Here is a 26968-nt window from a genome sequence, read left to right as displayed (position 1 = left end):
TAATATAAAATAAATTAATAAAAATGTTCGTAAAAATACAACGTCTTTTCAAGAGTACTTTAATCGTTTTAATCTTAAGCTAAAGATTTGTTTATAATATGTATAGGCAGTGAATAATCATAGTTCACTGTCATCTAAATATACTTTTCAAAATTATTACGCATTTATGTAAGGTTTTTTGAACGAATCTATCATGTATAGCGTATTATTATTGACTCGAAGGTTGGGGTGTTTGGGTTCCCATGAAGGAGGGTGGGTATGCAGGAACAGGAATTGATAGAGAATGCAAAACGAGGAGATTCACAAGCTTTTGCAATATTATTTCAACATCATTATCCCTTTTTAGTAAAGTATTTAATAAAAGTCACAATGAATTACAATTTGGCAGAGGAACTTGCTCAAGAAACGATGACAAAATGCATAGAAAAAATAAGGTTATACAATGGGAAGTCGGCTTTTTCTTCGTGGCTCATTTCTATCGCTACAAATGTTTATATAGATCAATGTAGAAAAAACAAACGTGAAAAAAAATGCCTTGAACAAATGCAAACTTTGCGGGAAATGAGATGGCAGTTTGAAACTCAAAATGAGGAGTGGGCTGATGTTAATCAAGCATTGGGACAATTAGCTAGTAATTATCGAATCCCGATTGTACTAAAGCATTATTATGGATATACGTATGAAGAAATATCAAAAATGCTTAATATATCAGTAGGTACGGCTAAATCACGTATTCATTATGGTATAGATAAGATTAGAAGGGAGTTGAAAATTAGTGACGAAAAACAAAGTAACACACATCGACGACAAAAAAAGCTATAAGAGCACTGTGGAAGAGGTTCATAAAGGCTTAGCAAGTATCGATCATCAGTTCTCAATCGAAACACCAGATTTAAACTGGCTTGAACAAAAAATAGTAGCGGATAAATTAGCTTTGAGAAAGAAATTTATACGAGATTTACTCATATACATTTTGATAATCTTGACCGTAGGCTCCGGGTTAATTGTGATATTAACTCAATCGCCAGCAATTTTTGTTGCTTTACAACTTGTTGTCACTGCCATCCTTCCAATTATCGTTTATTTTACAAAAGATAAGCAGGTGGCTGATGGATGACTAGCGAAGAATTAGTTGTTATACCAATTGTAGCCATCATACTAATTACTCAAAGTACCTTGTTATTTTTTGACGCAAGAAAACATGGGCATAACTATTGGCTGTGGGGAATCATTGGGTTAATACAAGCCCCTATGCCATCTTTATTTTATGTGCTATTTGTGAGGAGAGGTGGATACTATTTTAATAAGAGAAATAAAAAGCACAAAAAGTGAAATGTTTTCTCATTAATAGAAAGAGGGGAATACCGTGAATGCCATTCAGATGGATAATTTAACGAAGTTTTTTGGTAAAAATCGAGGAATTGAAAATGTTACCTTAGAAGTAGAAGAAGGAGAAATATTTGGATTTATTGGACCTAACGGCGCAGGGAAAAGTACAACCATCCGTACATTATTAAACTTAATATATCCTACGAAAGGAAGTGCTACTGTTTTCGGAATGGATGTAGTAAAAGATTCGAAAGAAATTCGTAAAATAATTGGTTATCTTCCTTCAGAGGTACATTACTACGATGATATGAAAGCCAAAGATCTACTTCAATATTCTTCGAAATTTTATAAACTAGATGCTACAGCTAAAATTAATGAATTAGCGGCAAGGTTAGATTTAGATTTAACGAGAAAGGTCGAAGATTTGTCATTTGGGAATAGAAAAAAAGTAGGAATAATCCAAGCTCTTCTTCATCAACCGAAGCTATTAATTTTAGATGAACCTACAAGTGGATTAGACCCGTTAATACAACAAACGTTCTTTGATTTACTTCATGAGTTAAGGAATGATGGAACAACTATTTTTTTCTCATCGCATTATTTAGGTGAAGTACAAAAAATGTGTGATAGAGTAGGAATTATTAAAGAGGGAAGGGTATTGAAAGTAGAACAGATTGAACAGCTCCGCCATAATCAATTTAAAAAAGTCTCAATTCTGTTCTCTGAACATCCGCCTCAAGGCTTGGACTTAGAGGGTGTTATTAATCAAGAAGTAGTTGGTGATGAAATGCATTTTTTATATAGTGGTAACGCGACTGCGCTAATTAAACAATTATACAATTTCAAATTAAGAGATATTAACATTGAGGAACCTTCATTAGAGGAAGTGTTCATGCACTATTATGAGAATTGAGGGGAGAAAAGCAATGTTATTCAAAAGGGAGTTTGCAAAAGCACAGAAAGCATTATGGATTTGGATAGCAGTTCTCGGAGGGTTAATCATAATGATGCTAAGTATGTACCCTTCATTTGCTGAGCAGCAAGAAACATTAGACCAATTGTTAAATGCTTACCCAGAAGCTATGCTTCAGGCATTTAACATGGATCAATTTAGCTTGCATACGGTTCTTGGATTTTATGCTATTGAAGGCTATTTGTTTACAACATTGTTCGGAAGTATATACGCGGTCCTACTAGCTTCTAGTATTCTCGTTAAAGAAGAAAGTGAGAAGACAGCAGAATTTTTGCTTTCTAAACCGCTAACTCGAACGGAGGTTGTAGGACAAAAATTATGCGCTGTGTTATTATCTTTAATAGTCTTTAATATAGCATTGTCGTTAATCACATACATTGGTTTTACGATTGCAGGTGATGAGCCTATAGAATCAACAACATTTTTTCTAATCACCATAGCACCTTTTCTACTACATTTAACATTTGCGGCAATAGCATTTTTCATATCTAGTGTGATGAAAAAATCGAGAAATATAATCTCCATATCGCTAGGTATTGTATTAATTTCATACTTTTTAGATATCATATCTGGCATTTCAGATAAATTTGACGCAATAAAATATTTTACACCGTTCGAATATGTTGATTCTGCCTCAATCATGATTGATAACACGATAAAACCTCTGTACTTGATAATTATGCTCTTAATCATAACAGTGAGTTTCATAGGGGCATTTACTGTCTATCGAAAAAAAGATATTGCCTCGTAACCTTATAATTATAAAAAAGCATAACCCTTAAAAATGTTACCCTCATTAATGAGGAGTAATGTTTTTTTGTTTAGCATGCATTTGCAATAACAGTTGTTTCTCGTACTAAGAAGTTAACGCCTCAACTACGGTTCATAACATTTTTTTCTAAAACCTATTAATCTAAAATTACGACGTTCGTTTGTTGTACAATGGTAACTAAATTTACGGAAAACGTTATTATGTAATAAAATACCATTAAAAAATAACGAATAGACTATGATATTATTAAAAGTAAAGGCTTTTTTCGCATTAATTGATTGTTACTTTTGAGATAAAAGTATGTATACATCTATTTTTTCGGACCTTTTCTAGTTTCAAGACTATTGATCTAGCAACAAAGTTTAAGAGAAGAGCCTAACTATAATAAGCTAATAATCTATGGATTTATAGAATGGTAGGAGGGCAGCTTACATAATTTAAGGCTAGGCTATTTCAGATTGGGGTTTTTCCTACTAAGATATAAGCACGTATACGTGGCATCTTTTCTACTTTTTACTTATTGAGCTCTCACAAAATTCATCATACCGTCCATTTTTATAAAAATAGCCTAATTTTATTTCGAAGAATGTTAACCGAAAAAATTTCTTAAAAAAATGTTAATGATGGAGTTGAAAATAGATTGACTAAAATACTAAAACAAATATATAGGATATTGAAAGTAGCTTTGCTAGTTTTCGGGAGTGTCGAGTTAGTATTCGGCAGACCGTTTTTAGGAGTTCTGTCTATGGGGGGATGGTTCTTAATTGATGGAGTTGAAAAAATAATACAAAATTTTAGAGAAGGTAATAGAAGAGGCATCATATTTAATGTGATATTTTTATGTGTGATCATAGGTTTTTTTTGGTGGCGGGGCTATGATATTTATCATTGGTACCATTTTGATTACAGATATTAGATTCAATGAATTAACCCACATAAAAAACGCTTTTGATGCAAACTTCTTCCATGGCTGAATAAAGTTAAATATGTAAAAAAGTATATATTAAGCTTGTATGCTAATTATCTAGCAATAGAAACAGGTGCGTATATTCAATTACCTGTTTCTATTTGTCAGTTGTTATGATGGCTGTTTTACAATGATGATTGTTTTTCTTAGACATAAACACGAAAGCAACTCTCACTGGAGATACCTTTTCTTCATTAAACTTAGATGAATGGCGTGAAGATTCAGCTAGTTATAATAGTATTAAAGCTTAGCGGACAAAGTCTTGAATTAATGTTCACGCACGTAGAGTTTTCTTCTCTGTTTGTTTACCAAGATGTAAATTTGAAGCTGTATAAATAACAAGACCACACCAAATGGACGTAAAGCTTGCTAGGTGAACTTTTGTAAATTCTTCTTTAAAAATAAACACCCCAATTAATAAACTTATTGTAGGAGCTAAGTATTGAAAAAAACCATTCATTGATAGTGGAATGCGTTTTACTCCCTCTGCAAAGCATAGTAATGGTATCGCTGTTGCTACTCCACTTCCAATTAATAATAACACTGTGCTGAAAGAACTCGACAAGAACACGCTTGTGCCTTGTGCTTGTATCGTTCCAAGATAGATGAAAGCAATTGGAGTAACGATAGAGGTCTCTATTGCGAGACCGAACAGTGAGTCCAGTTTAACTAATTTTTTGGCTAACCCATATAAGGCAAAGGATAGTGCCAATGATAATGCAATCCAAGGGACCTTTCCATATTGCAACGTTAATATTCCTACACCTATCCCCGCAAAGAGAACAGATATAATCTGCCATTTTGTTAATTTTTCCCGTAAGACGAGTACACCGAGTAATACACTTAAAAGGGGATTAATATAATAGCCCAAACTAGCCTCAATAAGGTGGTCGGTATTTACCGCCCAAATGTATATAAACCAGTTTCCACTTACTAAAACCCCTGCAAGAAATACAGCTGCCAATTTCTTCGGTCGATTTAGTAATGAATTAAACTCTTTTTTAAAATTCATAAATCTATTTTTAAAGATAATAATTGATAAAACAAATATAAAGGACCAAATAATTCTGTGAGCGAGTATCTCACTAGCAGGAACATGCTCAATCAATTTCCAATATAATGGCAGTATTCCCCAAAGCACATACGCTATAATTGTATAAGAGACTCCAACCTTAGTTTGCTTCAAAGTATATCACTCATTTCACTTAAGAATATTTTCTATTGTAGTCAACAGCAGTGAAATGTGCAATAAAAGAATTCTACGTTTTAATGCTTTTGTTCTGTTATAAAACATTCCAGAAAATTAAACGACATGAACCCGATCACGTAACCTCTTTGGAATGATGGTATATATCTAGTTCATCTTTTTGAAGACTTTTCGGCAGAAGGAGAAAATACATTTAACAACCTTGATCAGACTTCGAGTAACCAAATAATCTTTGGATACAGTATGGGAACAACTCCAGCAACGTGTCACAAGTATAATTAACATCTAATCTCTCTGTCCATTTATGAGCATCTCGTCCTATTGGTCCAACATTTAATACAGGTATATCTAATTGCTTTAAATCTTCAATTGGCAGTGAATATCCATGATCCCAAAGTGGGAAATTAGCAATTAATGGTTGAATGGATGATGGTGAATGTTGGAGTCCGACATAGCTTAAATCGGATATACCATTAAAAAACAGCACTTGCTGAAATAGTATGTTGTGCATACGGTTAGCATGGATATTTAAGTCTGACATAACTTGTTGAATCATTGGATGTTCATGGGAATAGACAGCTGGATAGAAGGGTGGAGCAAAAAAGAGAACGATCATTGGTGATAAATGTTTACATAAAGAAGAAAGTTGATCAACTATAGTAATAGAAAGCTCTCGATCATCTAGATTTTGCTTATGCTGTTCGAATATTTCTTGATGCAATGCTTCAATTCTTTTACTTCCGTACCTTTCTTTTGCGTATGTAACGAGCTCTTCATACGTATAAACTTTTACATGTAGGGATGGTGTTTCAGAATTTGTTAATGCTGCAAAGCTGCTAGCTTTATCAACAAATGATTGTTGGATACGTAAGGCAGCTGTATTCGTAATTTTTTTTAATTCGTCTGTAAGTTTATTCATTGGTTTTTTAAACATGAATACATTAAAGAGCGTCACAGCTTTATTTGTTACTTGTACAGAGTATTCTTTTTGTAGGTCATGTTGAATAAGGGCAGTTGGTGGAGGGGTTACTTCATTATTTATTTTTTCACAAAGAATTGTATTTAACTCTAATTCATCGTTAATGATTGAAGCCATGTAATTGGCATTTAGTCCTGAAAATGGCTCGCCAACATGTGTTTCTTTGCCATAACAAAAAAATCCGGGCAAAACTTTGCCAATTGTTCCGGTATAAAGATATTTTGTTTGATCGCCTGGAAAACGTGAAAACATCGGTTCCGAATTGAGTACAGCAGTATATGTTAATTTGTGAGTATCTGCTAATTCAAGAAGGGTAGGTATAGCAGCTCTCATACCTACAGAATTCACTTCCTCATCAGGAACTGTTAGCAATAAAATATTTCCATCAAAATCCCCGTTACATGCTAACTCAATCATTGCCATGTGCATAGCCAGGCCACATTTCATATCCATCGTACCTCTTCCGAATAACCAATCCCCAGTTTCCAAATCATCGCTTACTTCTTTTGCCATTTCAAATTTGTGTTTATAGAAATATGCTGTTAACTTTTTCGCATCAAAGGCAAGGTGATGGAGGTTGCCGTAATCAGCAACGTCAACGACGTCAAAGTGGCTAAGGAGAATGACGGTTTTTTTACATTTGTCAGACCTTTTAACTAGAGCCGACGCAAAATAACGTCCATCGTCTGTTGCATGTAAGGTTATATGGTCTTTGTGATTTTGAAAATAGGGTAGTGACTCGAGTTCAGATATTACAAATTGTGGTAACCATGTTTCTGCTTGAGAACCAGTAACACTAGGAATACTTACAAGCTGGCAAAGAAGATCTATGAATTGCTGCTTTGATTGCCATTTTTTACTCATATGATTATCCCTCCACTTACTTTATGGAATAGTTAATTATAATTAATCTTTAAAAACTATTGAACACTCAAATTTTTGTAAAAAAGCCAGCCTAATTAAAGTTGTTAATTATTCTACTAGAAAAATTTACAAATTAATAGACTATTATTTAATTTTATCAAAGTTACAATAAGGTAAACAGAATCAACCCATTATAGAAAATACGCTCAATAATTAATCAATTAAAGATTTTTTCTAATTACAAATCCGAACAATTGAGGAGTCTATATGTTGTAGAAAAGGTTCTGTACGAACATTTTTTAACTATTGTTAACAAACAAATGACATCATTAACAAGTAGGTTATAAGGTTGTCATCGTTATAAAGAAAAGAATACGCTCTGCATTTATGGTTAAGTGTGCAATGTATGAGCACAATTATACATTGAAGAAATTAGGTCAATAATTATTAGGGGTAAAGTAAATGATTTCTTACAAAAATAAATCAGACAAATTAGTGATCGTTGTTCATGAAATATACGGCGTAAATGAGCATATGAGACATATTTGTAAAGAACTATTCAATAAAGGCTTCGATGTGATTTGTCCCAATTTGTATAGTGAAAACAATCAATTTCATTACGATGAGGAGAAATTGGCTTATCACCATTTTGTTAATAAAGTCGGATTTGCTAGAGCAGCTACCTACGTTAAGGCACTTTTAAAAAAATCTAGGCAGGAATACAGTAAAATCTTTATTCTTGGTTATAGTGTAGGTGGGACAGTCGCATGGCTGTGCAGTGAAGACCAGAATTGCGATGGAGTTATTAGTTATTACGGTTCAAGGATAAGGGACTTTATTGACATGATCCCAGCTTGTCCCACACAACTAATTTTCCCAGAGAATGAAAAATCATTTCATGTCGATCAATTGATTACTAAACTAAACGATAAAGAAAAAATCACCATTAAAAAATATAGAACAAATCATGGATTTAGCGATAACAACTCAGAGAACTATTGTGAATTATCTGCTAAGCATGCATTTAATGAATTGTTACGCTTTATAAGTAGTTAATAAGAAAGGGTCTTCGAAAACTTTGTTGCATTTTTTCACCTACATTTGAGCAACTGGATGAGTATGATATGATTTTTATAGTCTTTAAAGAAGATAAGGTGCCGAACGTGTTTAGCGCTTATTACAAGGCGCTTTTTGTAAACTTTGTTCCTATAGTTCCTAAAACAGATGATAAAGATACTGTTTTACTCAACAGTCATCGTTTTATAGAAGAAGCTTGTCTCGAATACTAGTTTTATACGAGTTATATTTTGTTACGCAAACTACATTCTATACAAAAACCAGCCTGTTATGAAAATCTACAATTAATGTGAAAACAGCCAATAGAAAAATCTGAACTAGGTAGAAATGTTAATGTATTGCTGTTTCAATCCGCATTCTTTGCCAAAATCATGAAACTTCCTACTATTTTTATTCGTATATTATATATATAACTAAATTTGGGGGAGTTTGTATGAAATTTATAATATTTGGGTTTATCTTGTTAGTTATTATTATTGCCATTACTGCGATTAGTACTGGAAATGCTAACAGAACAAAACATCGTATTCATAAGACAAGTTCATCAACTAGTAGTAACAATGATGGAAATGGTGTAGGCTTATATTCATCTGATTACGGTCATGGCGACAGTGGGGGCAGTGGTGACAGCGGAGGAGGAGGGGGAGAATAAATAAAACTAACTGTATTTTTAAATAAAGGCCCATAAACGTGGTTTTATATGTTAGTCATCGTTGTACAGAAGAAAAAATGCTAAAAATTTCTAGTTGAAACGTGTTCTTTCTTAATACGAAAAACAACTTAAATTATAAACCCATTAACTGATTTATATTAGTTAATGGGTTTTCTTCAGCAGGTTAGCTTTATCTTTATTTTTCTAACCCTACAAAATTGTTATTCTTTTTCATTTAACCAATTTGCCATGACTCTGAGAGCAAGGCTGAAATTTCCCACCTGACAGTGATTATGAGCATGATCATCTCTAGTGAAGATTCTTTCAGTTATAGACTTTGCATTCGTTAAAGCTTTTACTTGAATATCGTGCATTTTTAGCGGTATAAAATGATCTTCTGACCCTGTTAATATTAATACATCTTGTGTAACGTGTCCTGATTTTAAATGTGCAGCATTGAATTCTAATAATGCCATGCCACCATCTAACGGAGTATCAGTTTTAGTAATATACATTAAATTATCGGTTCCCCATTTTTCTTGCGGCATCATCTTCATTTTTACATCAGCCATCCAATACATTAATTTAGGATGTTTGAAAAGCCATAAAGCAAACTTCTCAATAATAGGTGGGGGGATTTTCATGTAGTCGTAGGCTATACTAAGAGCAATCACTCGTTTAATTCGCTGTTCATGCGCAGCTGCTCTGAAGCAAAGCCAGCCACCCATGGACACACCTAATAAGGTTACGTCATTTAACTTAAAGTAATCTAGAACGGCTTTTGTTGGTTTTTCCCATTCATAACTTAGTGCTAAGCCAGATTTTTTTAAGGCACCACCTTGCCCTGGACCTTCAAATAATATGACCTCATAGTTTAAATGTGCAAAATAGCTTGCCATTGAGTATAGCTCTTCCATAAATGAATCAAATCCACCATGAATGACAATTGTTCCTCTGGCATTTTTATTGTTAGAAGGTAGTCTCATTGCAGGTAAGTATACATTTTCATAGGGTATGTTATAACGTTCAATATCATGTTCAACAAACAGGTCATTATAAAACATTTCAATGAATGTATCATACAGTCTTAATTTATCTGGGTCATTCGGATGAGTAAAAAATTCTGCAGCCCTGTAATAAAATGTTCCATTCATTATGCGTTTTTCATCAATAGCTTTTTCAGCCTGCTTTATCATTTCCTCCTTCCAATCTTCTAACTTTTTTATTCTGGTAGCTGCATCCACCATGTCTTCTTTTCGTGTGTATCCCATTGAATACCACCGATTCATTTGATAGTCTATAATTTTTGTTTTATGAAAATCATGGTATCCTACAGGATAATCAAATTGGGCCATATAATAACTCTCCTTTTCAAATTAAGCTCGTTATTTTGAAAAATAATTGAATGCAGAAAGGAATCATTACTTCAACGATGCACAGATGTAGCATATACCTTACTCCAAATTATCAGTTAGTCAGGTAGAGACATAAATCTTCACCTACTTTGCTGATGTCAACATGTGATGGTTAAGATCATTATTGATCTGTCAGGCCATTTTTAAGGAAATCAATTAAGTGGTTTAGACTTGACTCATAGTGATCAGGCTTTGACATATCCGCTACATCCACAATATTAGTGAACAAGAAACCAATTAATGATTGGACGAATTCCAGTGGTAGTGTCTGCCTAATTTCACCTTTGTTATAGGATGCTTCAATGAGCTTGTTCATTTGGTCATTATCCTGAAAATTATGCCTTGTCAACGCCTTTTCGTATATGGGAGTTCCTTTTTCTTTAATAAAGCTGTTTGCAAAACGATTAATATCTGGATATTCATTGGAAAATTGCATTCCAATTCGGATTTGTGTTTTAAATATCGAAAAAATGTCTTTGGAATAATCACTTGGATTCATAACCTTGGCAAGGAATAGTTGCTTTTTTTGAATCAACATGTCTATGAGATTTAAGTAAAGATCTTCCTTGTTGTTAAAATGGTAGTAAAATGAGCCCTTACTCATATTCGCTGTCTTCAAAATATGATTTAATGAGGCTTTGTCATAGCCTTTTTCCACAAATTCATTTAATGCTGCTTGCATTAACGCATCTGAATGTTCGAATTCTTTATTAAATCCTCGCGTCAATTACATCATCTCCTACAAGTTTTTAATCTTAATCGTTAGCTCTGTTCGTAAACTTTGTTGTTATAGTTCTTTATCCTGAAGATAAAGAATACCGTCATTTTATATGAGAATAGATGGCACGAAATCTAGCTGTATTCGTGTTTATTAGTGCAAAAAAACACGCTATGCTGAAATAGCCTGATAGTTAATGCTGCTTGCTTATTATACATATTAGACCGAATGGTCTAGACCGTCAAGTCTAATCTCAGGATAACAAGCATAAAATTGGTGACATAGTGGGGGATATGAGAAAAAGTGACTAAGAAAATCATTGAATGATAAATTTAAACTAAAGATTTTTTGCTTGAATTTTGTTTTTTTACTAAAAATGGACAGTATTATGAGTTTTATAGGAGCTTAGAAAAGGTGTCTTGAACGTTAGATATATACGTGTGTATATCTTAAAAGTAAAAACAGCAACCATTGTGAAAATAGCCAATCAAAATGAATTCTGAGGGAGCTTACAATATGACAAAAAAATCCTTAGCTCAGAGGTTCTAAGCTAAGGATTGGATTATAATATGAGATCGTATGAATACATTAAAAAGCATTGTGGACTGCTAACCTGTATGTTAATCTATCTGATTGGAACAACGTTTTAAAAGAGACTGTTTGTCAAAGAATAGATCATACATTCGTTATGTACAATAGTGTTTAATGGATGGTACGATACACCCCGATTACTTTTCCTAATATAGCTACATTACGAAGAATAATAGGTTCTAAAGTTGAGTTTTCTGGCTGAAGTCTTATGTAGTCTTTTTCTTTAAAAAATCTTTTTACTGTTGCCTCGTCATCCTCTGTCATTGCAACAACGATATCTCCATTTGAAGCAGTTTGTTGTTGCCGAACAATGACGTGATCCCCATCTAATATACCGGCCTCAATCATGCTATCTCCCATTACTTCAAGCATAAATACATTTTCGTCAGGGGATACAAGTTTATCAGGAAGAGGGAAGTATTCTTCAACATTTTCAATTGCTGTTATTGGTTGACCAGCTGTTACCTTTCCTATGATCGGTACATTCATGACGTTATTTTTTGGGATTACATCAGCAGGATCTAAATCTAATATCTCAATTGCTCTAGGTTTAGTTGGGTCTCTGCGGATTAGTCCCTTACTTTCTAAACGAGATAAATGACCATGAACTGTTGAGCTTGAAGCTAGCCCTACCGCTTCTCCAATTTCTCTAACAGAAGGTGGATATCCCTTTGATTGTACTTCTTGTTTTATGAAATCTAGTATGTCTTGTTGCCTTTTCGATAATTTTGCCATCGTTAGCACCTCATTATAATAATCTTTTCTATTGTTAGCATGTATACCCGTTCATAACATTAAAAAATTAAGATCATCTATTAATACTGTAAGGATATACTAGAAAGATTTTACTTTCATTCATTATAGCACGACTTGTTATGTATAACAAACGTAAGTTCGTAAAAATGTTGACATAAAACATTTGTTCGTATACAATAACTAAAAACGAACATGTATTCTGTTAATCAGGGGGACTTATTATGAAACAATCTAAAATTTACTATATCTTGTTTTTTACTGTTTTTATCGGCTTTGCTTTTGCACTAATTACTTCTTATAAGGATATCGAGAAAAATGATTATATTACTATTAAAGTAGAAGATGGAGATACACTTTGGGATATTGCGTCCGAGTATAGTAACAGTCACGATTTATCAATCAATGACTTTATCAGTTGGGTAGAGGATGTAAATCAAATAGCTCCTGATAGAATTTTTTATGGTGATGAAATTTATATTCCAGTGTTAAAATCAGAAGGTAATAAAATGTATGATACTTATGCAGTTAACAATTAATCGGAGGTAGAAATGGAAAAAGCAATAATATATTGTCGTGTTAGTACAAATAAACAAACACAGGAGACATCATTAACACGACAAAAGGCAGAATTACTCCAGCTTGCAAACAGTTACCATTTTGATGTGAAGAAAGTGGTTGTAGAAAGGGCAAGCGGATATGACATGGATAGAGATGGCATTTATGAGCTATTGAATGAAATTAAAGAACAGCATATCGATGCCCTTTTAATACAAGATGAGACGAGGCTAGGTAGGGGTAATGCAAGAATAGCTTTGCTGCATTTTATTTTAAAGGAAAGAGTTAAAATATACACAGTTCATCATCATGGAGAGTTACAATTGTCAGAAGCTGATTCCATGATGTTGGAAATTGTTAGCATTGTTGAGGAATATCAACGAAAAATACATAATTTAAAAATTAAACGGGGAATGAAACGAGCTATCGAAGAAGGATATAGACCTGAGAGGAATTTAAAAAACATCCATGTAAGCTCAGGTAGAGAAAGAAAGGAAATACCTATTGAGGAAATTATAAGGTTACGCCAAAATAATCTCACGTTTTCAGATATAGCGGCAACATTACGTGGTCTTGGATTTGATGTGTCAAAAGCAACGGTACATCGACGTTATAAAGAATATATGCATAATAATTTAGAGTAGATGGCTAACAATAGAATGAACGAATGCTGTAGTATACAAGTTACAATTGTATACTTATATTACGTTGTTATTGAAAGGCACTTTTCGTAAGCTTTGTTACTATTATTATGACATTAGTACCAAGAAAAGTGGCTTTACATGTTAGTCATCATTGTAGAGAAGAATAGATGCCACAATCTGCAGTTGAGTCTAAATATAAAAACAATCATCAATGCGAAAACAGCCTTTCGAAACTTGGTAGCTATTATAATAAAGGAATAGACAGTAAGACGGAGTTTTGAATGGGTCCCCAAAATTATAAGTAGAGAAGGTACGACAAAAGCTAGATGTATACGTGATTAATTCTTAGTCTGAAAAGCAACAGTCTGTATGAAAATAGGCTATTAAAATGACACTATTGGCAATATCATTGTATTCAACTAAAGTGGAAGGTTAAAACGTAATTATTAGCCGATTGACTATGTTTTCAGAGAAGAAAAAATCCAGCAATTGCTAATTGTATAAGTCTTTAGTTTTTTGTACTAAAACAAAACCGTTGAAAATGAAGCTCTCTTCTTGTAATATGTACAGAACATAATATCCTATTGAATAGAAAGGAAGCATTGACGTGTTATCAAATGAAAAAATTAATCGTATTAACTATTTGTCAAAAAAATCTAAATCATCTGGGTTAACGGATGAAGAAAAACGTGAACAACAAGATTTACGCAAGGAATATATTCAATCGTTTCGTAATTCGATGGAAAATACTTTACATTCAGTAAAAGTAGTAGATAAAGAAGGAAATGATGTTACGCCTACAAAATTAAAAAAGAGTAAGAATAGCCGTTTTCATTAAGGCTAGAGTTATTACCATTCGTAAATTTTTATTTTATAATCTTCCTAAATTATAAGCTGAATGAAGGAAGTTTAAGGATACATCATTTTATGTATGGTTTTTTGTACATACTATGAAAAGATGTTTTCTTGAACAAAATGTATCTTTTTTTCACAATGTATGTACATTTGTTCATTTTGAATATATGATATGTACTATAATGATTGAAAGGGTGGTATTTTATGTCACTTAATATTGATGATTTATCTATTGCTGCAATCAGAACTTTATCGATTGATGCAATTGAGAAAGCTAACTCAGGACATCCAGGCATGCCGATGGGAGCTGCTCCTATGGCATATACGTTGTGGACTAAATATATGAACCACAACCCGTCTAATCCTCAATGGTTTAATCGTGATCGCTTTGTATTATCAGCTGGGCACGGATCAATGCTATTATATAGCTTATTACATTTAAGTGGTTATGACGTAACGATGGATGATATTAAAAATTTCCGTCAATGGGGAAGCAAAACACCAGGGCATCCAGAATATGGGCATACTGCTGGAGTTGAAGCAACAACAGGGCCACTTGGTCAAGGTATCGCGATGGCTGTTGGTATGGCTATGGCTGAAAGACATATGGCATCTACATATAATAAAAATACATTTAATGTTGTAGACCACTACACATATACAATTTGTGGTGACGGTGACTTAATGGAAGGTGTATCAGCTGAGGCGGCATCGCTAGCAGGTCACCTTAAGCTAGGACGTCTAGTTGTGTTATATGATTCAAACGATATATCTTTAGACGGCGACCTCGATAAGTCATTCTCTGAAAGTATCAAAAACCGTTACCAATCATACGGCTGGCAGTATATTCGTGTTGAAGATGGTAATGATATACAAGAATTATCACAGGCTATTGAAGAAGCGAAGGCAGATACTGACCATCCAACGATGATTGAGATTAAAACAGTCATTGGTTACGGAGCACCTAATAAGTCAGGTAAGTCGGCAGTACATGGATCTCCACTAGGTGCAGATGAGTTAAAGTTAACGAAAGAGGCTTACAACTGGACATTTGAAGAAGATTTCCATGTACCGTCTGAAGTGTACGACAATTTCTCTGCTACTGTGAAAGATGCTGGTAGTAAAACAGAAGATGAATGGAACCAAATGTTTGCTCAGTATAAGGAGCAATACCCTGAGTTAGCAGCGCAACTAGAAGCAGCTATTACAGGGAAACTTCCAAATGGTTGGGAAAAGGAGTTACCAACTTATGAGGAAGGAAGTAGCTTAGCGACAAGATCCTCTTCTGGTGAGGTATTAAATGCTATTGCTAATAGTGTTCCACAATTTATAGGTGGATCTGCTGATCTAGCAGGATCTAATAAAACAATGATTAAAGAGTCAAATGACTTTATGCCAAATTCATATGGAGAAAAAAATATATGGTTTGGTGTACGTGAGTTTGCCATGGGAGCTGCTCTAAACGGTATGACACTTCATGGTGGTGTGAAAGTATTTGGTGGGACTTTCTTTGTATTTTCTGATTACTTGCGTCCTGCCATTCGCTTAGCAGCTTTAATGAAATTACCAGTAACGTATGTATTTACGCATGATAGTATTGCTGTTGGTGAGGATGGACCAACTCACGAGCCAGTTGAACAGCTACCAGCACTACGTGCAATGCCAGGTCTATCAGTCATTCGACCGGGTGATGCCAATGAGACAGCTGCAGCTTGGCAGGTGTCAATTGAAGCTACTGATAAGCCACACGCACTTGTGCTTACACGTCAGAACTTACCGACTTTACCAAACACGAAGCGTGATGCATATGAAGGTGTAAAACGAGGAGCATATGTTGTGTCTCCAACAAATAATGACAATGTAGATGCATTGCTCTTAGCATCTGGCTCAGAGGTTAGTCTAGCTGTTGAGGCGCAGAAGTCATTAGCTAATGATGGCATTCATGTATCAGTTGTTAGTATGCCATCTTGGGATCGTTTTGAAGAACAACCACAAGAATATAAAGATGCTGTTTTACCTAAAAACATTAAAAAACGTTTAGGAATTGAAATGGCTACTTCATTAGGATGGGAAAGATATACTGGCGATGAAGGTGAAATTTTAGCGATCAATCAGTTTGGCGCATCTGCACCTGGAGAAAAAATAATGGCAGAGTATGGTTTTACAGTTGAAAATGTAGTTAACAAAGTAAAGAGCTTATTACAAAAATAAGCAAAAGAGGGCCTTTTTTCAAGGGCTCTTTTTTTTAGGCTGTTTTCGCAGACATTTTTTTCTTTTAGAATAGGAACGATAGCTTAACTTCTCCAACGCAAAATAATACTTAAATGGCAACAATCAATTTCACTAGTTGCTAAAATAAAAGTGATTGTAATACCATCTGGATTAAATGAACATTCAACTTCTGAAGTAATCCCTGTTGATTTAATTAATTGTTCAACTTTATTTAACTGAGACTCTTGAGCGGCGGTCATGACCTGATGTGCAAATTCCTTAGAGTAAGCAATTTTATTTAGAACTAAAGCGGCCTCACTCATCAACTTTTGCATTTCTTTTGCGGATTTACTAAACATTGTAGTGTCAACAGGAGGAAATTGTCTGTTGTTATATGGGTGTCGACTAGTATGGTTTATTTGATAGTCGTTAAGGCATGGAGGGGAATTATATATTATTTGATAATGGTATGCACTAGGATCACAATTACCTTTGGGGTTAAACACCTTATCATACCTCCTTCAATCTTTCTGTTAAGCTATTTTCGCTTGGTCGTCGTTTTCGCATTAATTGTTATATTACACGAATTGTATGCATGTTTTTTGTTTTAGAAGGAAAAACAGTTATCTATGTGTAAGTAGCTTTCAACTTTTATATTATACGCTCATAAATAAAATAGGTGATTATCATTAACAGAGAGATTAGACAGAATTCGGCAAAACAAGTGGTTCATTTTTGCGGAATAAGACAATAATTTAAATAAGACAAGTCTATAATTAAATTAAATATGTAGGATAAGGGAGGGAACTTTGTGAGACACTATCGTATTTATTTAATTGAAGAACAATTTGCTAAGCATTATTTTGGACGAGAGAAAATGCTATTACAGCTGTTTGTAGATTATGAACATGCTAATGGTGCAAGAAAACAATTACTAAAAAAACAAATTGAGTATATAACTCAACCAATTCCTACTCAAACAATCCACAAATTATTGGTGAAACAACTACACAACCAGAACGATAATAACTCTCATCGTAAGGTTCATTCCATATTATTGCCTGATAACAAAAGCTATGCAAAATTAGTCGTATATGAAGAATACATGCAATTAACTGCTGAAGGAAGCTATGAAGCTGAAGCTGTATTTTTTGAGATTATAAGAAAATTCGACCCATGTTTCTTAGCAATGGATATACAGCTCGATCGGTATGGCTGGTTAAAACCAGTTAAAATGAATGCTCTATAGTAATGTTAGTGAATCTTTCATTACCATTATTGTATATATAATATTTTGAATATTCTGCAAAAAATAATAAAATGACATGTTTTTTATAAAAATTACTTCTTATTGAGACTTTTGTGCTCAACTATTGTATAATCGTATTTGGTTTAGTACACTGTAATGTAGACAATTTGAAGGAGGAAAATAGTATGTGGGAAATAGTTCTATGGGTATCTTTAGGTTTAATTGCTGGAGTTGCTCTAGGATTTTTCATAGCTCGAAAATATATGATGAACTATCTTAAGAAAAATCCACCTATTAATGAACAAATGTTGAAAGTGATGATGGCGCAAATGGGTCAAAAGCCATCACAAAAGAAAATTAATCAAATGATGAAAGCAATGAACAACCAAATAAAATAAAGTTGTAAGGCACTCAAATGGTTGGGTGTCTTTTTATGAATTCGATTACAAATAATGAAGATGGTCTGCAAATAAACTGTTATGAAGTTTTCGTATATGTTAGATTATTCATACATATTATTTCTTTGCAATACTAATAAACATTATTTTTAATGTTTATGTATATGTACATACCTTATCATAGTAAATATCAAGCACTTTCTCACTGAGCGATGAAATCTTATTGGTGAAGAAAGGGTGAGGCAAGAGACTTAACTTAGTACAGCGATTTTCAAGCTTACTTGACTGAGTTCAATGGGGGACAAAAGATGAGTGTTTTTAAAGACTTGATGTGGTTTTTTAAAAAAGAAAAAAAGTCATATATTTTTGGAATTCTCGTGTTGTGTATAGTAGCTATGCTCGAACTTGTTGCGCCTAAAGTAATTGGGATTGTTGTAGATCATATTAATGATCAGACGTTATCTATTAATCTCTTATTAAAGTGGATGTTGTTACTAATTGCGGTTACTATTATAGTTTACTTTCTCCGTTTAGTATGGAGGATGATGATTTTTGGATCTTCAGTAAAGCTGGCTAGGTTGTTACGCAACCAATTATTTGAACATTTCACAAAAATGTCTCAATCGTTTTACCAAAAAAAGCGTATAGGTGACTTAATGGCACATGCTACAAATGATATTCAAGCCATTCAGCAAACAGCGGGTGCGGGAGTATTAACACTTGTCGACTCAGTAGCTACAGGTGGTTTTGTATTAATTACGATGGCAGCCACGATTAGTTGGAAATTAACATTAATTAGTCTAATACCTTTGCCTTTTATGGCATTAGCAACCAATTTTTACGGAACATTATTGCATAAACATTTTCATAAAGCACAGGAAGCTTTTTCTTCTTTAAACGACAAAGTTCAAGAAAGCATTAGCGGGATAAAAGTTATTAAAACTTTTGGACAAGAAAAAGAAGACAATGAGGCATTTTTTGAACAATCTGAAGACGTCGTCAAAAAGAATGTAACTGTGGCTAGGATTGATTCGCTGTTTGACCCTACTATATCTCTCATTGTTGGACTATCTTTTCTCTTGGCAGTTGGGTTTGGCTCCAGATATGTCCTACTAGGTGAGATGACATTAGGAGAGTTAGTTTCATTTACGACGTATCTAGGTTTACTTATATGGCCTATGCTGGCTTTTGGTTGGCTGTTTAACATTGTGGAAAGAGGAAGAGCATCATATGACCGTGTGTCTAATTTATTATCTGAAAAAATCGACATTGCCGATGATTCAAAAGATAGTAAGAAAATTCCTTCTGGTCATATTACCTATGATATTAATAGCTTTACGTACCCTAATGAACAGCAAAATGTTTTACATGGAATTAAATTTAAACTACGAAAAGGAGAAACAATTGGTATTGTAGGTAAAACGGGTGCAGGTAAAACAACTCTTTTAAAGCTCCTTCTACGAGAGTTCGATAAATATGAAGGGAAAATCTTATTTGGGGAACATCCTATTGAGAAGTATTCTTTGCATGAATTACGTAGTGCCATAGGTTATGTGCCACAAGATCATTTTTTGTTTTCAAGTACAATAGCAGATAATATAGCCTTTGCTAAACCAGAAGCATCAATATTTGAAATACAGCATGCAGCAAAGCTAGCTCATATTCATGAAGACATTATCGGATTTACACATGGTTATGAAACAATAGTTGGAGAAAGGGGTGTTTCATTATCAGGTGGACAAAAGCAACGGATAGCAATTGCACGAGCCTTATTGATGGAACCAGAACTTCTCATTTTAGATGATTCTTTATCAGCCGTAGATGCGAAGACAGAGGAGAAAATTCTTTCGTCTCTAAAAGACAACCGTAACGGCAAAACAACAATGATAACATCTCATCGATTGAGTGCTATTCAACATTCAAACCTCATTATAGTTATAGATGAAGGTAGAATTATGGAACAAGGGACTCATGAACAGCTAATGAATCAAGCTGGCTGGTATAAAAAGATGTATGTTACTCAGCAATTAGAAGCACTTGTTGAATTTGGAGGATAAACATGGATAAATCAATTTCTGCTAAAAAGCAGCGTCAAGTGTTGTTTCGACTGCTTTCGTATACGAAAGCCCATAAAAAATCTTTTGTCATTGCATTTACTTTATTAATAACTGCAACAACAGCTGATATCATCGGTCCAATCTTAGTCAAAATATTTATTGATGACTATTTAACGCCACAAAATCTAGAATATGGACCGATTCTATTGTTGGCAATTGGATATTTAGGTTCGATCTTGGCTAAGGTCATTATCCAATATTTCCAATTATTAAAATTTCAGCAAATAGCACTAAAAATTATTCAGCAATTACGAATTGATGTATTTAACAAAGTACATCAACTTGGTTTATCGTATTTCGATAAAACTCCTGATGGGAGCATTGTTTCTAGAGTAACGAATGATACAGAAGCAATCAAAGATATGTTTGTTAGTGTGTTAGCAACTTTCGTTCAAAACGGTGTATTTTTAATTGGTATTTTCGTGGCTATGTTTTTATTAAATGTCCAATTAGCAATTTTTTGTTTAGTCCTTATTCCAATTATCTTTCTTATTATGAAAACTTATCGTCGTTACAGTTCTAAATATTATCAAGATATGCGTGAAAAGTTGAGTCAGTTAAATGCTAAACTAAATGAATCCCTTCAAGGTATGGCAATCATTCAAGTTTTCAGACAAGAACGCAGATTAAGAGAAGAGTTTGCTCATATTAACGAAGGTCATTTTCGTGCGGGAATGAAGAATATTAAATTAGATGGTTTGTTATTACGTCCAGCTATAAACGTAGTTGCTACATTGGCATTAATCCTAGTGCTTTCTTATTTCGGGATAATTTCAATGGATGGACCTATTGAAATTGGAGTACTGTATGCATTTATTAGCTATTTAGACCGTTTTTTTGAGCCTGTTAATGAGATGATGATGAGATTATCACTTTATCAACAAGCCATTGTTTCAGCTGATAGAGTATTCAATTTAATGGATGAAAATGAACTAGCACCTGAAAGCGATAGCGATAACAATCCTTTGATCAAAGTTGGCAATATTGAGTTTAAAAATGTTAGTTTTTCTTACGATGGTAAACAAGATATCTTAAAGAACATTTCGTTTACTGCAAAAAAAGGAGAGACAGTTGCTTTGGTTGGGCATACTGGTAGCGGGAAAAGTTCGATCATCAACCTGTTAATGAATTTTTATCAATTTAATCGAGGAGATATTCTTATTGATGGAGTATCTATTAGAAAATATAAAAATAAGGAATTAAGGTCTAGTCTTGGCCTCGTCCTTCAAGACCCATTTTTATTCGTTGGTACGGTAGCTGATAACATCAAACTGAAAAATAATTCTATAAAAGAAGAGGATATGAAAAAAGCTGCACAATTTGTCCAAGCTGATTCATTTATTGATAAGCTACCGAATAAATATAATCAAGAAGTAGTTGAAAGAGGGTCAACATTTTCTAGTGGTCAACGTCAACTCATCGCTTTTGCAAGGACAATTGCAACAAACCCAAAGGTACTTATACTTGATGAAGCAACCGCAAATATCGATACTGAAACTGAGGAAGCCATCCAAGCTGCATTATCTAAAATGAGAGAGGGTAGAACGACAATAGCAATTGCTCATCGACTTTCAACAATCCAAGACGCAGACCAAATTCTCGTTCTCCATAAAGGTGAGATTGTTGAAAGAGGTTCTCACCAAGAGCTTCTTCAATTAAAAGGCCTATACTATAAAATGTTTATTTTACAAAATGGTCAATCTGATAAATTAGAAGAAATAGTATTTTAAGGAAATCATGAACAGAGATAGTAAGTTCGACACAAATATGTCACAATTTCAAATGAGGATTTACCTCTTTTATTTGCTAGAATATAAAGAGAATCTACTACGTAGGAGTTGTTTAAATGGCTGATGTTAACATCTTTCTAGCATTTGGAGCTGGTTTTTTATCTTTTATATCGCCTTGTTGTTTGCCATTATATCCAGCATTCTTGTCATATATCACCGGTGTTTCTGTTGGAGAATTGAAAGATGAAAATACCAAATTAGCAAAAAGAAGCTTATTACATACAATATTTTTTCTACTTGGTTTTTCAGTAATCTTTGTTGCGATAGGATTTGGTACATCATTTATTGGAGAATTTTTTATTAACTACAAAGATTTAATAAGGCAAATTGGTGCCATATTAATTGTTTTCTTTGGTCTAGTTATAATTGGAGTCTTTAAACCTAAATTTATGATGAAAGACGTAAAGCTCGAATTTAAAAATCGTCCATCTGGTTATGTAGGATCTTCTTTAATTGGTATGGCATTCGCAGCAGGTTGGACACCTTGTACTGGTCCAATCCTTTCAAGTGTGTTAGTGCTAGCTGCAGCCAATCCCGGTTCAGGAGTAATATACATGACTGCGTACTCTTTAGGTTTTTCAATACCATTTTTAATCCTATCCCTTTTCATAGGAAAAATGCACTGGATACGCAAACATAATGTAACCATTATGAAAATTGGTGGATTTATAATGATAGTCTTTGGAATTATGTTGTTTTTTGACTTAATGACGAAAATAACGATTTATCTTACGCCATTTTTTGGTGGTTTTACAGGGTTTTAACTTAAGAGGAGTGACGGGGACTTTTGTTCCCGTTAATTTTTTAGACGGTCATTTTATAATAAATGAGGACTTTCATATCACAACAAAAGTATTGAAAAAATTGTGATTTTTCGATAAAGTATATGATGTTACGACTTTTTGACTATAGAGCTATTAGAGTCGAGGGGAGAAGAATTGTATGGCAAGAGTATTAATTGTTGATGATGCGAAATTTATGCGTATGACACTTGGAAACATAGTAAAGAAAGCACACCACGAAGTCGTTGGTGAAGGTGAAAACGGGAATGAAGCGATTAAATTATACGATGAATTACAACCTGATTTGGTAACTATGGATATAACAATGCCTGGTATGGGTGGAATTGATGCAGTTAAAGGAATTAGACAAAAATATCCACATGCAAAAATTATTATGTGTTCAGCGATGGGACAACAAAAAATGGTTGTTGAAGCAATAGAAGCAGGTGCAAAAGATTTTATTGTTAAACCGTTCGATGAGGGTCGTGTAATAGAAGCTATTAATCGAGTTATTTAAGTCGATAAAATGTTTAGGTTTCTGTTGACGTAATTTGGTAATAAGGAATTAACGACACTATCCCTAAAGTTCATGCTTTTCTTCTTTACAACTAAGCTCCATTCAGAAAAGTTTTTGCTATTATTCATAAAATTTGAGCAGTTGGTCTTAAGAGTGGCATAAATGCTACGAGCGATTGATATAATCGTGTTAGCTCTAAGGATGTAAAGTCGCGGAAATCACCTAATTTAAAGACGATAGCATAGAACCTCATTTTGATCTTCTAGACGATCGCAACATAAGTTAAAAAAAGCTAATGTAAAAAACCATTTAAGAAAAGACTTAAATGGTTTTTTTATTTATCTACTATCGTTTATAATGATGATTACGTATAATAAACTTTATAGATAAATAAGCAAAGGATTGATTTGATTGATTTACGCTTCATCAATAGTTGCAATTTTAATGGCGATTGCTGTCATCTTAATTAGAATGAAAGCGGCCAAGAAACCTACGAATGTTAAAAAAATAGTATTACCACCAATATTTATGAGCACGGGGGCATTGATGTTTATCCATCCGATGTTTCGTGTTTCTTCAGCTGAATTGATAGAAGCATTGACGGTCGGGGCTCTCTTTTCAATACTTTTAATTAAGACTTCTAAGTTTGAAGTGAGAGGGGAAGATATATATTTAAAGAGATCAAAAGCTTTTGTATTCATTTTAATAGGGCTACTTATCATAAGAATCATCTTTAAATCATACTTAAGCACACAAATTAACTATGCTGAGTTGAGTGGTATGTTTTGGATTTTAGCTTTTGGCATGATTGTACCTTGGCGTATTGCAATGTATTTTCAATATAGAAAGATTTATACATCAAGGTTAGACGCGAACGAATCGTTATAAACTTGCAAATTTTGAAGTGCTTTTAGCATAGGTCTTGTCAAAAACGGTTACCAAAATAGAATCGATTTTGATGAAATTAGTGATGATAAGGTGCATAAAGCACCGTTTACTCTTAATATGAAAACAACAAACAATGATAGCAAACGTAAAAATAGGCTGTTCTCAATTAAAATGTCCTTTAAAGGGAGCACTTTAATTGAGTCAGCCTCTTTTAATATGTGTTAAAAAAAACTTTCGTACGGTGTTAGATCAATTTGTTTTTCTCGTAATGTGCGAACTAAAAATTTATGATCTCTCTTAGGTGTTGCTAAAATATAACCCTTAATGACTAGACTTTGTGTTATTGAGTTTGCTTTTTCTTCTAATGCTATTTCACCAATTTTCCCTGCAATCTTTTGGCGGGCAACATCCCTAAAAAGTTCAGGTACTGGCTTAACTAATTCTTCTAATAAAGCTTTTTGGTCATTAGGCCACAAGTGATACGTTTTTTCAATATAATAATCTTGCCAATCCAATTCGGATTTACCATCCTCTTTCGGAAGTCTTTTGAAGAATTTGCGGAACATGAAATAGCCTCCGATTGCAAACATGCCAATAAGAAAAATAACCCAAAACAGAATAAACCATAAAAACCAACCAGTTAACATCTTTTTCACCTCAAAAAATTCTCACGTTCATAACATCAAAATTAATATTATTATTGTTTGAGCTATAAAGCAACAAATTCTATGAAAATGTTTTAAATAACATTTCGACATTAATTGTAACAATTTTCGTACATTAAAATATAAACAATATGTTAAACGTATACCTGATTATATAAATTAATGGTAGAAGCATCCTTGTGGCAAGGTCTATATGTATAGTGTTTTATCTTTGAGTGTGTTTTTTTGAATTTTCTACTATTAAAACGATGGATTTAGAAGTAGAAAGAACAAAGTTTATAAAAAGAGCAAAAAGAAAAGTTCTGCAAAAACTTGTTTTTTCCATTGTTATTGATAAAGAGGAATACATAACATGGGAAAATCTATACATACTGTTCTCGTGTCTCATCTAAAATATTACAGTGTAGATCTTTGAGAGGAACAAGAAATAACTACTTGTATAGCAGTTATTTCTCATATATATGATTTAAACGATACAATAACGGTATGAATTTTTAATATGTTTTGTAAAATATCCACTTTTTGAAGATGCTGCCATTAAGTTTCTGTATACTTCGCTGGGAACTTCGTAGTAGTCACAAGTAATATATTTAAATTTAAGCCTTAAAATCATCCCGTTGTAATCATATCCCACTGCTTCTATTTTTGATGAGTTTATTGCTTGTAGCTGCATGATATCACCTCTTTACAGAATATACATAATAAATAAAAATTGTGTTACTTTAGCTGTAAAATGGTAACTGATGCAATTTATAAGGCATATATATTTTAAGCACTCTATTTGTTGTTTGCTGCACTGATTCTCAAAGCTAGAATGTAGTTTTTCAAAAAAATATATTATAGGCTATGTTTTTTTATAGAGAAAAGCAAAATGAAACAATAACAGCTCATGGGGGGGGAGATTAGATTGAAGTTATTTAAAGAACAGCGTCATCTATGTAATGTAAAATATACACAAATGTTGACTAAAAATTAAGATATTTACCCAGTTTAATACTAAAGTGCAAACAATATTAAAGGAACTATCATTTCGAACACGTCAGATTTGTAGAAGATTGAAAACGACGAAATTAGCACGCATTAAGTTCTAACGGTATCAATCAGCACAAGGACCTCACACCTGTCTAAAAATAAGCTCAATAGCGTCATACAGTTCGAATGAGAAATGGTTAGAGGAGGTGTGTATGAGTCATACGATGACCAAAAAGAAATTGTGTGTGACGGAGAAGGTCGAGGTAGATTCAAAAGGTAAGGAGGAAGGCGTTAGTGTATCGGATATGAAAGCGAAGATCGAACGGTTTAAGCAATCGGTAGACACCGACGAATAGAGAGCGATAGTTAATAAGGAGGGATGCGGAATAATAGGGAGGACTTGATGTCGGTTGAGGTCGTACGTCCAATCACGGTTGTAAAAATCGGCATAAAATACCGTATTAAACTGTGATGATGGAGGTAGAACAATGAGTCAGTATAAGAAAGTAAGTACTTGTTGCGGAAGTGCTATCAAAGAAGATAAAACGTGTGATTGTCCGTGTCAATTGATTGTTGATGATATTCAATGTTCATTCGATAATTTAAGTAGTGATAACCCAATAATAGAGTTTTACAATGGAAGGGCAGTCGGATTGCACGGTAATGTCGTATTAAATGTAAGTGACCCTAATGATAAGGTAGTTTTTAACTTTACTTCAAATGGCGCAGTACAACCTATAACTCTAGATAATAACAACCGTTGCAAATTCTTTTCGTTGAAGAATGTAACTAAAGTAGATGTGATGTTTATGGGGGCAAATGGAACTACCTTGGATGGGTTTATTGATTTGCATGGAATGACAGAGTCGTGTAATTAAGTCTGCAAGCCGAACCCGACGCGCGGTACCTCGAACACTTTCGCCTTAGAACGGAAGGTTAATCGTATGCACTATTTTAGCGTAATAAAGTACAGGCAATACGCTAGAAACACCTTCATATCAACGATGTATAAAATCGTGTATGAT

30 protein-coding genes are annotated in these 26968 nt (G+C 33.6%); 22 read left to right on the top strand and 8 right to left on the bottom strand.

Features of this window, described 5'->3' with window-relative positions:
- Positions 1-258 precede the first annotated feature (258 nt).
- From sigY to V1503_RS00125, 6 genes are all read left to right on the top strand, one after another.
- A complete protein-coding gene (gene sigY, locus V1503_RS00150; RefSeq protein ID WP_410623877.1) occupies positions 259-822 on the top strand; it encodes an RNA polymerase sigma factor SigY in 564 nt (187 codons plus the stop codon).
- Positions 776-1117 (top strand): YxlC family protein, encoded by a 342-nt coding sequence (locus V1503_RS00145; RefSeq protein WP_410623875.1) that lies wholly within the window; start codon positions 776-778, stop codon positions 1115-1117. Before sigY ends, V1503_RS00145 begins: the two co-directional genes overlap by 47 nt.
- A complete protein-coding gene (locus tag V1503_RS00140; RefSeq protein WP_410623873.1) occupies positions 1114-1332 on the top strand; it encodes a sigma-Y antisigma factor component in 219 nt (72 codons plus the stop codon). The genes V1503_RS00145 and V1503_RS00140 overlap by 4 nt, the downstream gene beginning before the upstream one ends.
- 34 nt (positions 1333-1366) lie before the next feature.
- Positions 1367-2242 carry an ABC transporter ATP-binding protein gene (locus V1503_RS00135; protein WP_214482356.1) on the top strand — a complete coding sequence of 292 codons (876 nt, stop codon included), beginning with the start codon at positions 1367-1369 and terminating at the stop codon, positions 2240-2242.
- Positions 2243-2255: 13 nt separating this feature from the next.
- Positions 2256-3053, top strand: a complete 798-nt coding sequence (locus V1503_RS00130; protein ID WP_410623870.1) for a DUF2705 family protein — start codon at positions 2256-2258, stop codon at positions 3051-3053.
- Between the two features lie 661 nt (positions 3054-3714).
- Positions 3715-3990, top strand: coding sequence for a hypothetical protein (locus V1503_RS00125; protein ID WP_214482358.1), 276 nt, complete (start codon positions 3715-3717; stop codon positions 3988-3990).
- A gap of 325 nt (positions 3991-4315) precedes the next feature.
- Here the strand turns inward: V1503_RS00125 and rarD are convergent, their stop codons facing one another.
- A complete protein-coding gene (gene rarD, locus V1503_RS00120; protein ID WP_214482359.1) occupies positions 4316-5227 on the bottom strand; it encodes an EamA family transporter RarD in 912 nt (303 codons plus the stop codon).
- A 214-nt stretch (positions 5228-5441) separates the two neighbouring features.
- Complete coding sequence (locus V1503_RS00115) at positions 5442-7091, bottom strand: M20/M25/M40 family metallo-hydrolase (RefSeq protein WP_410623867.1); 1650 nt, start codon at positions 7089-7091, stop codon at positions 5442-5444.
- A 462-nt stretch (positions 7092-7553) separates the two neighbouring features.
- On the opposite strand from V1503_RS00115, the gene V1503_RS00110 reads away from it, so the two are divergent.
- The 3 genes from V1503_RS00110 (at position 7554) to V1503_RS00100 (ending at position 8820) form a co-directional block, all read left to right on the top strand.
- Positions 7554-8147, top strand: coding sequence for a dienelactone hydrolase family protein (locus V1503_RS00110; protein ID WP_410623865.1), 594 nt, complete (start codon positions 7554-7556; stop codon positions 8145-8147).
- A 68-nt stretch (positions 8148-8215) separates the two neighbouring features.
- Complete coding sequence (locus V1503_RS00105; protein WP_214482362.1) at positions 8216-8380, top strand: hypothetical protein; 165 nt, start codon at positions 8216-8218, stop codon at positions 8378-8380.
- Positions 8381-8601: 221 nt separating this feature from the next.
- Entirely contained in the window at positions 8602-8820 is a 219-nt protein-coding gene (locus V1503_RS00100) for a hypothetical protein (RefSeq protein WP_214482363.1), read from the top strand.
- Between the two features lie 221 nt (positions 8821-9041).
- Here V1503_RS00100 and V1503_RS00095 read toward each other — a convergent pair whose 3' ends face one another.
- The 3 genes from V1503_RS00095 to lexA all read right to left on the bottom strand — a co-directional run bounded on the left by V1503_RS00095 (position 9042) and on the right by lexA (position 12279).
- Complete coding sequence (locus tag V1503_RS00095) at positions 9042-10175, bottom strand: alpha/beta fold hydrolase (protein WP_410623863.1); 1134 nt, start codon at positions 10173-10175, stop codon at positions 9042-9044.
- 181 nt (positions 10176-10356) lie between these two features.
- Positions 10357-10962: a TetR/AcrR family transcriptional regulator gene (locus V1503_RS00090; protein WP_410623861.1), complete on the bottom strand. Its 606-nt coding sequence runs from the start codon at positions 10960-10962 to the stop codon at positions 10357-10359.
- Positions 10963-11655: 693 nt separating this feature from the next.
- Positions 11656-12279, bottom strand: coding sequence for a transcriptional repressor LexA (gene lexA, locus V1503_RS00085; protein WP_214482366.1), 624 nt, complete (start codon positions 12277-12279; stop codon positions 11656-11658).
- A 242-nt stretch (positions 12280-12521) separates the two neighbouring features.
- Between lexA and yneA the strand changes: the two genes are divergently transcribed.
- From yneA to tkt, 4 genes are all read left to right on the top strand, one after another.
- Positions 12522-12836 carry a cell division suppressor protein YneA gene (gene yneA, locus V1503_RS00080; RefSeq protein ID WP_214482367.1) on the top strand — a complete coding sequence of 105 codons (315 nt, stop codon included), beginning with the start codon at positions 12522-12524 and terminating at the stop codon, positions 12834-12836.
- 12 nt (positions 12837-12848) lie between these two features.
- Positions 12849-13499: a YneB family resolvase-like protein gene (locus V1503_RS00075; protein WP_320257267.1), complete on the top strand. Its 651-nt coding sequence runs from the start codon at positions 12849-12851 to the stop codon at positions 13497-13499.
- A 607-nt stretch (positions 13500-14106) separates the two neighbouring features.
- Complete coding sequence (locus V1503_RS00070; protein ID WP_214482369.1) at positions 14107-14337, top strand: DUF896 domain-containing protein; 231 nt, start codon at positions 14107-14109, stop codon at positions 14335-14337.
- A 221-nt stretch (positions 14338-14558) separates the two neighbouring features.
- On the top strand, positions 14559-16565 hold the full coding sequence (gene tkt, locus V1503_RS00065) for a transketolase (RefSeq protein ID WP_410623857.1): 2007 nt from the start codon (positions 14559-14561) through the stop codon (positions 16563-16565).
- A gap of 83 nt (positions 16566-16648) precedes the next feature.
- Here tkt and V1503_RS00060 read toward each other — a convergent pair whose 3' ends face one another.
- Positions 16649-17071, bottom strand: coding sequence for a YuzC family spore coat inner layer protein (locus V1503_RS00060; RefSeq protein WP_410623855.1), 423 nt, complete (start codon positions 17069-17071; stop codon positions 16649-16651).
- A gap of 305 nt (positions 17072-17376) precedes the next feature.
- Between V1503_RS00060 and sirA the strand changes: the two genes are divergently transcribed.
- From sirA to V1503_RS00025, 7 genes are all read left to right on the top strand, one after another.
- Positions 17377-17814: a sporulation inhibitor of replication protein SirA gene (gene sirA / locus V1503_RS00055; protein ID WP_214482372.1), complete on the top strand. Its 438-nt coding sequence runs from the start codon at positions 17377-17379 to the stop codon at positions 17812-17814.
- A 185-nt stretch (positions 17815-17999) separates the two neighbouring features.
- Entirely contained in the window at positions 18000-18212 is a 213-nt protein-coding gene (locus V1503_RS00050) for a YneF family protein (RefSeq protein WP_214482373.1), read from the top strand.
- A 308-nt stretch (positions 18213-18520) separates the two neighbouring features.
- Positions 18521-20269 (top strand): ABC transporter transmembrane domain-containing protein, encoded by a 1749-nt coding sequence (locus tag V1503_RS00045; protein WP_410623853.1) that lies wholly within the window; start codon positions 18521-18523, stop codon positions 20267-20269.
- A gap of 2 nt (positions 20270-20271) precedes the next feature.
- Positions 20272-22059, top strand: a complete 1788-nt coding sequence (locus V1503_RS00040) for an ABC transporter ATP-binding protein (protein ID WP_410623851.1) — start codon at positions 20272-20274, stop codon at positions 22057-22059.
- A gap of 116 nt (positions 22060-22175) precedes the next feature.
- Positions 22176-22883, top strand: coding sequence for a cytochrome c biogenesis CcdA family protein (locus tag V1503_RS00035; RefSeq protein WP_214482376.1), 708 nt, complete (start codon positions 22176-22178; stop codon positions 22881-22883).
- Between the two features lie 178 nt (positions 22884-23061).
- The gene (locus V1503_RS00030; protein WP_214482377.1) at positions 23062-23418 is read left to right on the top strand and encodes a response regulator; all 357 of its coding nucleotides are present in this window, start codon (positions 23062-23064) and stop codon (positions 23416-23418) included.
- A gap of 411 nt (positions 23419-23829) precedes the next feature.
- Positions 23830-24306: a CcdC family protein gene (locus V1503_RS00025; RefSeq protein ID WP_410623848.1), complete on the top strand. Its 477-nt coding sequence runs from the start codon at positions 23830-23832 to the stop codon at positions 24304-24306.
- A gap of 221 nt (positions 24307-24527) precedes the next feature.
- Here V1503_RS00025 and V1503_RS00020 read toward each other — a convergent pair whose 3' ends face one another.
- Both V1503_RS00020 and V1503_RS00015 read right to left on the bottom strand, forming a co-directional pair.
- Positions 24528-24953, bottom strand: coding sequence for a DUF2621 domain-containing protein (locus tag V1503_RS00020; RefSeq protein ID WP_410623846.1), 426 nt, complete (start codon positions 24951-24953; stop codon positions 24528-24530).
- 484 nt (positions 24954-25437) lie between these two features.
- Positions 25438-25644 carry a KTSC domain-containing protein gene (locus tag V1503_RS00015; RefSeq protein WP_320257262.1) on the bottom strand — a complete coding sequence of 69 codons (207 nt, stop codon included), beginning with the start codon at positions 25642-25644 and terminating at the stop codon, positions 25438-25440.
- Positions 25645-26155: 511 nt separating this feature from the next.
- On the opposite strand from V1503_RS00015, the gene V1503_RS00010 reads away from it, so the two are divergent.
- Positions 26156-26299 (top strand): hypothetical protein, encoded by a 144-nt coding sequence (locus tag V1503_RS00010; RefSeq protein ID WP_410623844.1) that lies wholly within the window; start codon positions 26156-26158, stop codon positions 26297-26299.
- Positions 26300-26431: 132 nt separating this feature from the next.
- Entirely contained in the window at positions 26432-26821 is a 390-nt protein-coding gene (locus tag V1503_RS00005; protein WP_410623842.1) for a hypothetical protein, read from the top strand.
- Positions 26822-26968 lie beyond the last annotated feature (147 nt).

The sequence above is a fragment of the Nanhaiella sioensis genome, from assembly GCF_046557775.1.
GTDB lineage: Bacteria > Bacillota > Bacilli > Bacillales > SM2101 > Nanhaiella > Nanhaiella sioensis.
The sequence above is the reverse complement of the archived record's forward strand: the minus strand, read 5'-3'. Positions and strand labels throughout refer to the sequence as shown.

Excerpts from the sequence above, each read along its gene's own strand:
- sigY (WP_410623877.1), top strand. The coding sequence starts at position 259 with ATGCAGGAACAGGAATTGATAGAGAATGCAAAACGAGGAGATTCACAA.
- V1503_RS00140 (WP_410623873.1), top strand. The coding sequence starts at position 1,114 with ATGACTAGCGAAGAATTAGTTGTTATACCAATTGTAGCCATCATACTA.
- V1503_RS00130 (WP_410623870.1), top strand. The coding sequence starts at position 2,256 with ATGTTATTCAAAAGGGAGTTTGCAAAAGCACAGAAAGCATTATGGATT.
- V1503_RS00115 (WP_410623867.1), bottom strand. The coding sequence starts at position 7,091 with ATGAGTAAAAAATGGCAATCAAAGCAGCAATTCATAGATCTTCTTTGC.
- V1503_RS00110 (WP_410623865.1), top strand. The coding sequence starts at position 7,554 with ATGATTTCTTACAAAAATAAATCAGACAAATTAGTGATCGTTGTTCAT.
- V1503_RS00105 (WP_214482362.1), top strand. The coding sequence starts at position 8,216 with ATGATTTTTATAGTCTTTAAAGAAGATAAGGTGCCGAACGTGTTTAGC.
- V1503_RS00100 (WP_214482363.1), top strand. The coding sequence starts at position 8,602 with ATGAAATTTATAATATTTGGGTTTATCTTGTTAGTTATTATTATTGCC.
- V1503_RS00095 (WP_410623863.1), bottom strand. The coding sequence starts at position 10,175 with ATGGCCCAATTTGATTATCCTGTAGGATACCATGATTTTCATAAAACA.
- lexA (WP_214482366.1), bottom strand. The coding sequence starts at position 12,279 with ATGGCAAAATTATCGAAAAGGCAACAAGACATACTAGATTTCATAAAA.
- yneA (WP_214482367.1), top strand. The coding sequence starts at position 12,522 with ATGAAACAATCTAAAATTTACTATATCTTGTTTTTTACTGTTTTTATC.
- V1503_RS00075 (WP_320257267.1), top strand. The coding sequence starts at position 12,849 with ATGGAAAAAGCAATAATATATTGTCGTGTTAGTACAAATAAACAAACA.
- tkt (WP_410623857.1), top strand. The coding sequence starts at position 14,559 with ATGTCACTTAATATTGATGATTTATCTATTGCTGCAATCAGAACTTTA.
- V1503_RS00050 (WP_214482373.1), top strand. The coding sequence starts at position 18,000 with ATGTGGGAAATAGTTCTATGGGTATCTTTAGGTTTAATTGCTGGAGTT.
- V1503_RS00045 (WP_410623853.1), top strand. The coding sequence starts at position 18,521 with ATGAGTGTTTTTAAAGACTTGATGTGGTTTTTTAAAAAAGAAAAAAAG.
- V1503_RS00040 (WP_410623851.1), top strand. The coding sequence starts at position 20,272 with ATGGATAAATCAATTTCTGCTAAAAAGCAGCGTCAAGTGTTGTTTCGA.
- V1503_RS00035 (WP_214482376.1), top strand. The coding sequence starts at position 22,176 with ATGGCTGATGTTAACATCTTTCTAGCATTTGGAGCTGGTTTTTTATCT.
- V1503_RS00030 (WP_214482377.1), top strand. The coding sequence starts at position 23,062 with ATGGCAAGAGTATTAATTGTTGATGATGCGAAATTTATGCGTATGACA.
- V1503_RS00020 (WP_410623846.1), bottom strand. The coding sequence starts at position 24,953 with ATGTTAACTGGTTGGTTTTTATGGTTTATTCTGTTTTGGGTTATTTTT.
- V1503_RS00015 (WP_320257262.1), bottom strand. The coding sequence starts at position 25,644 with ATGCAGCTACAAGCAATAAACTCATCAAAAATAGAAGCAGTGGGATAT.
- V1503_RS00010 (WP_410623844.1), top strand. The coding sequence starts at position 26,156 with ATGAGTCATACGATGACCAAAAAGAAATTGTGTGTGACGGAGAAGGTC.
- V1503_RS00005 (WP_410623842.1), top strand. The coding sequence starts at position 26,432 with ATGAGTCAGTATAAGAAAGTAAGTACTTGTTGCGGAAGTGCTATCAAA.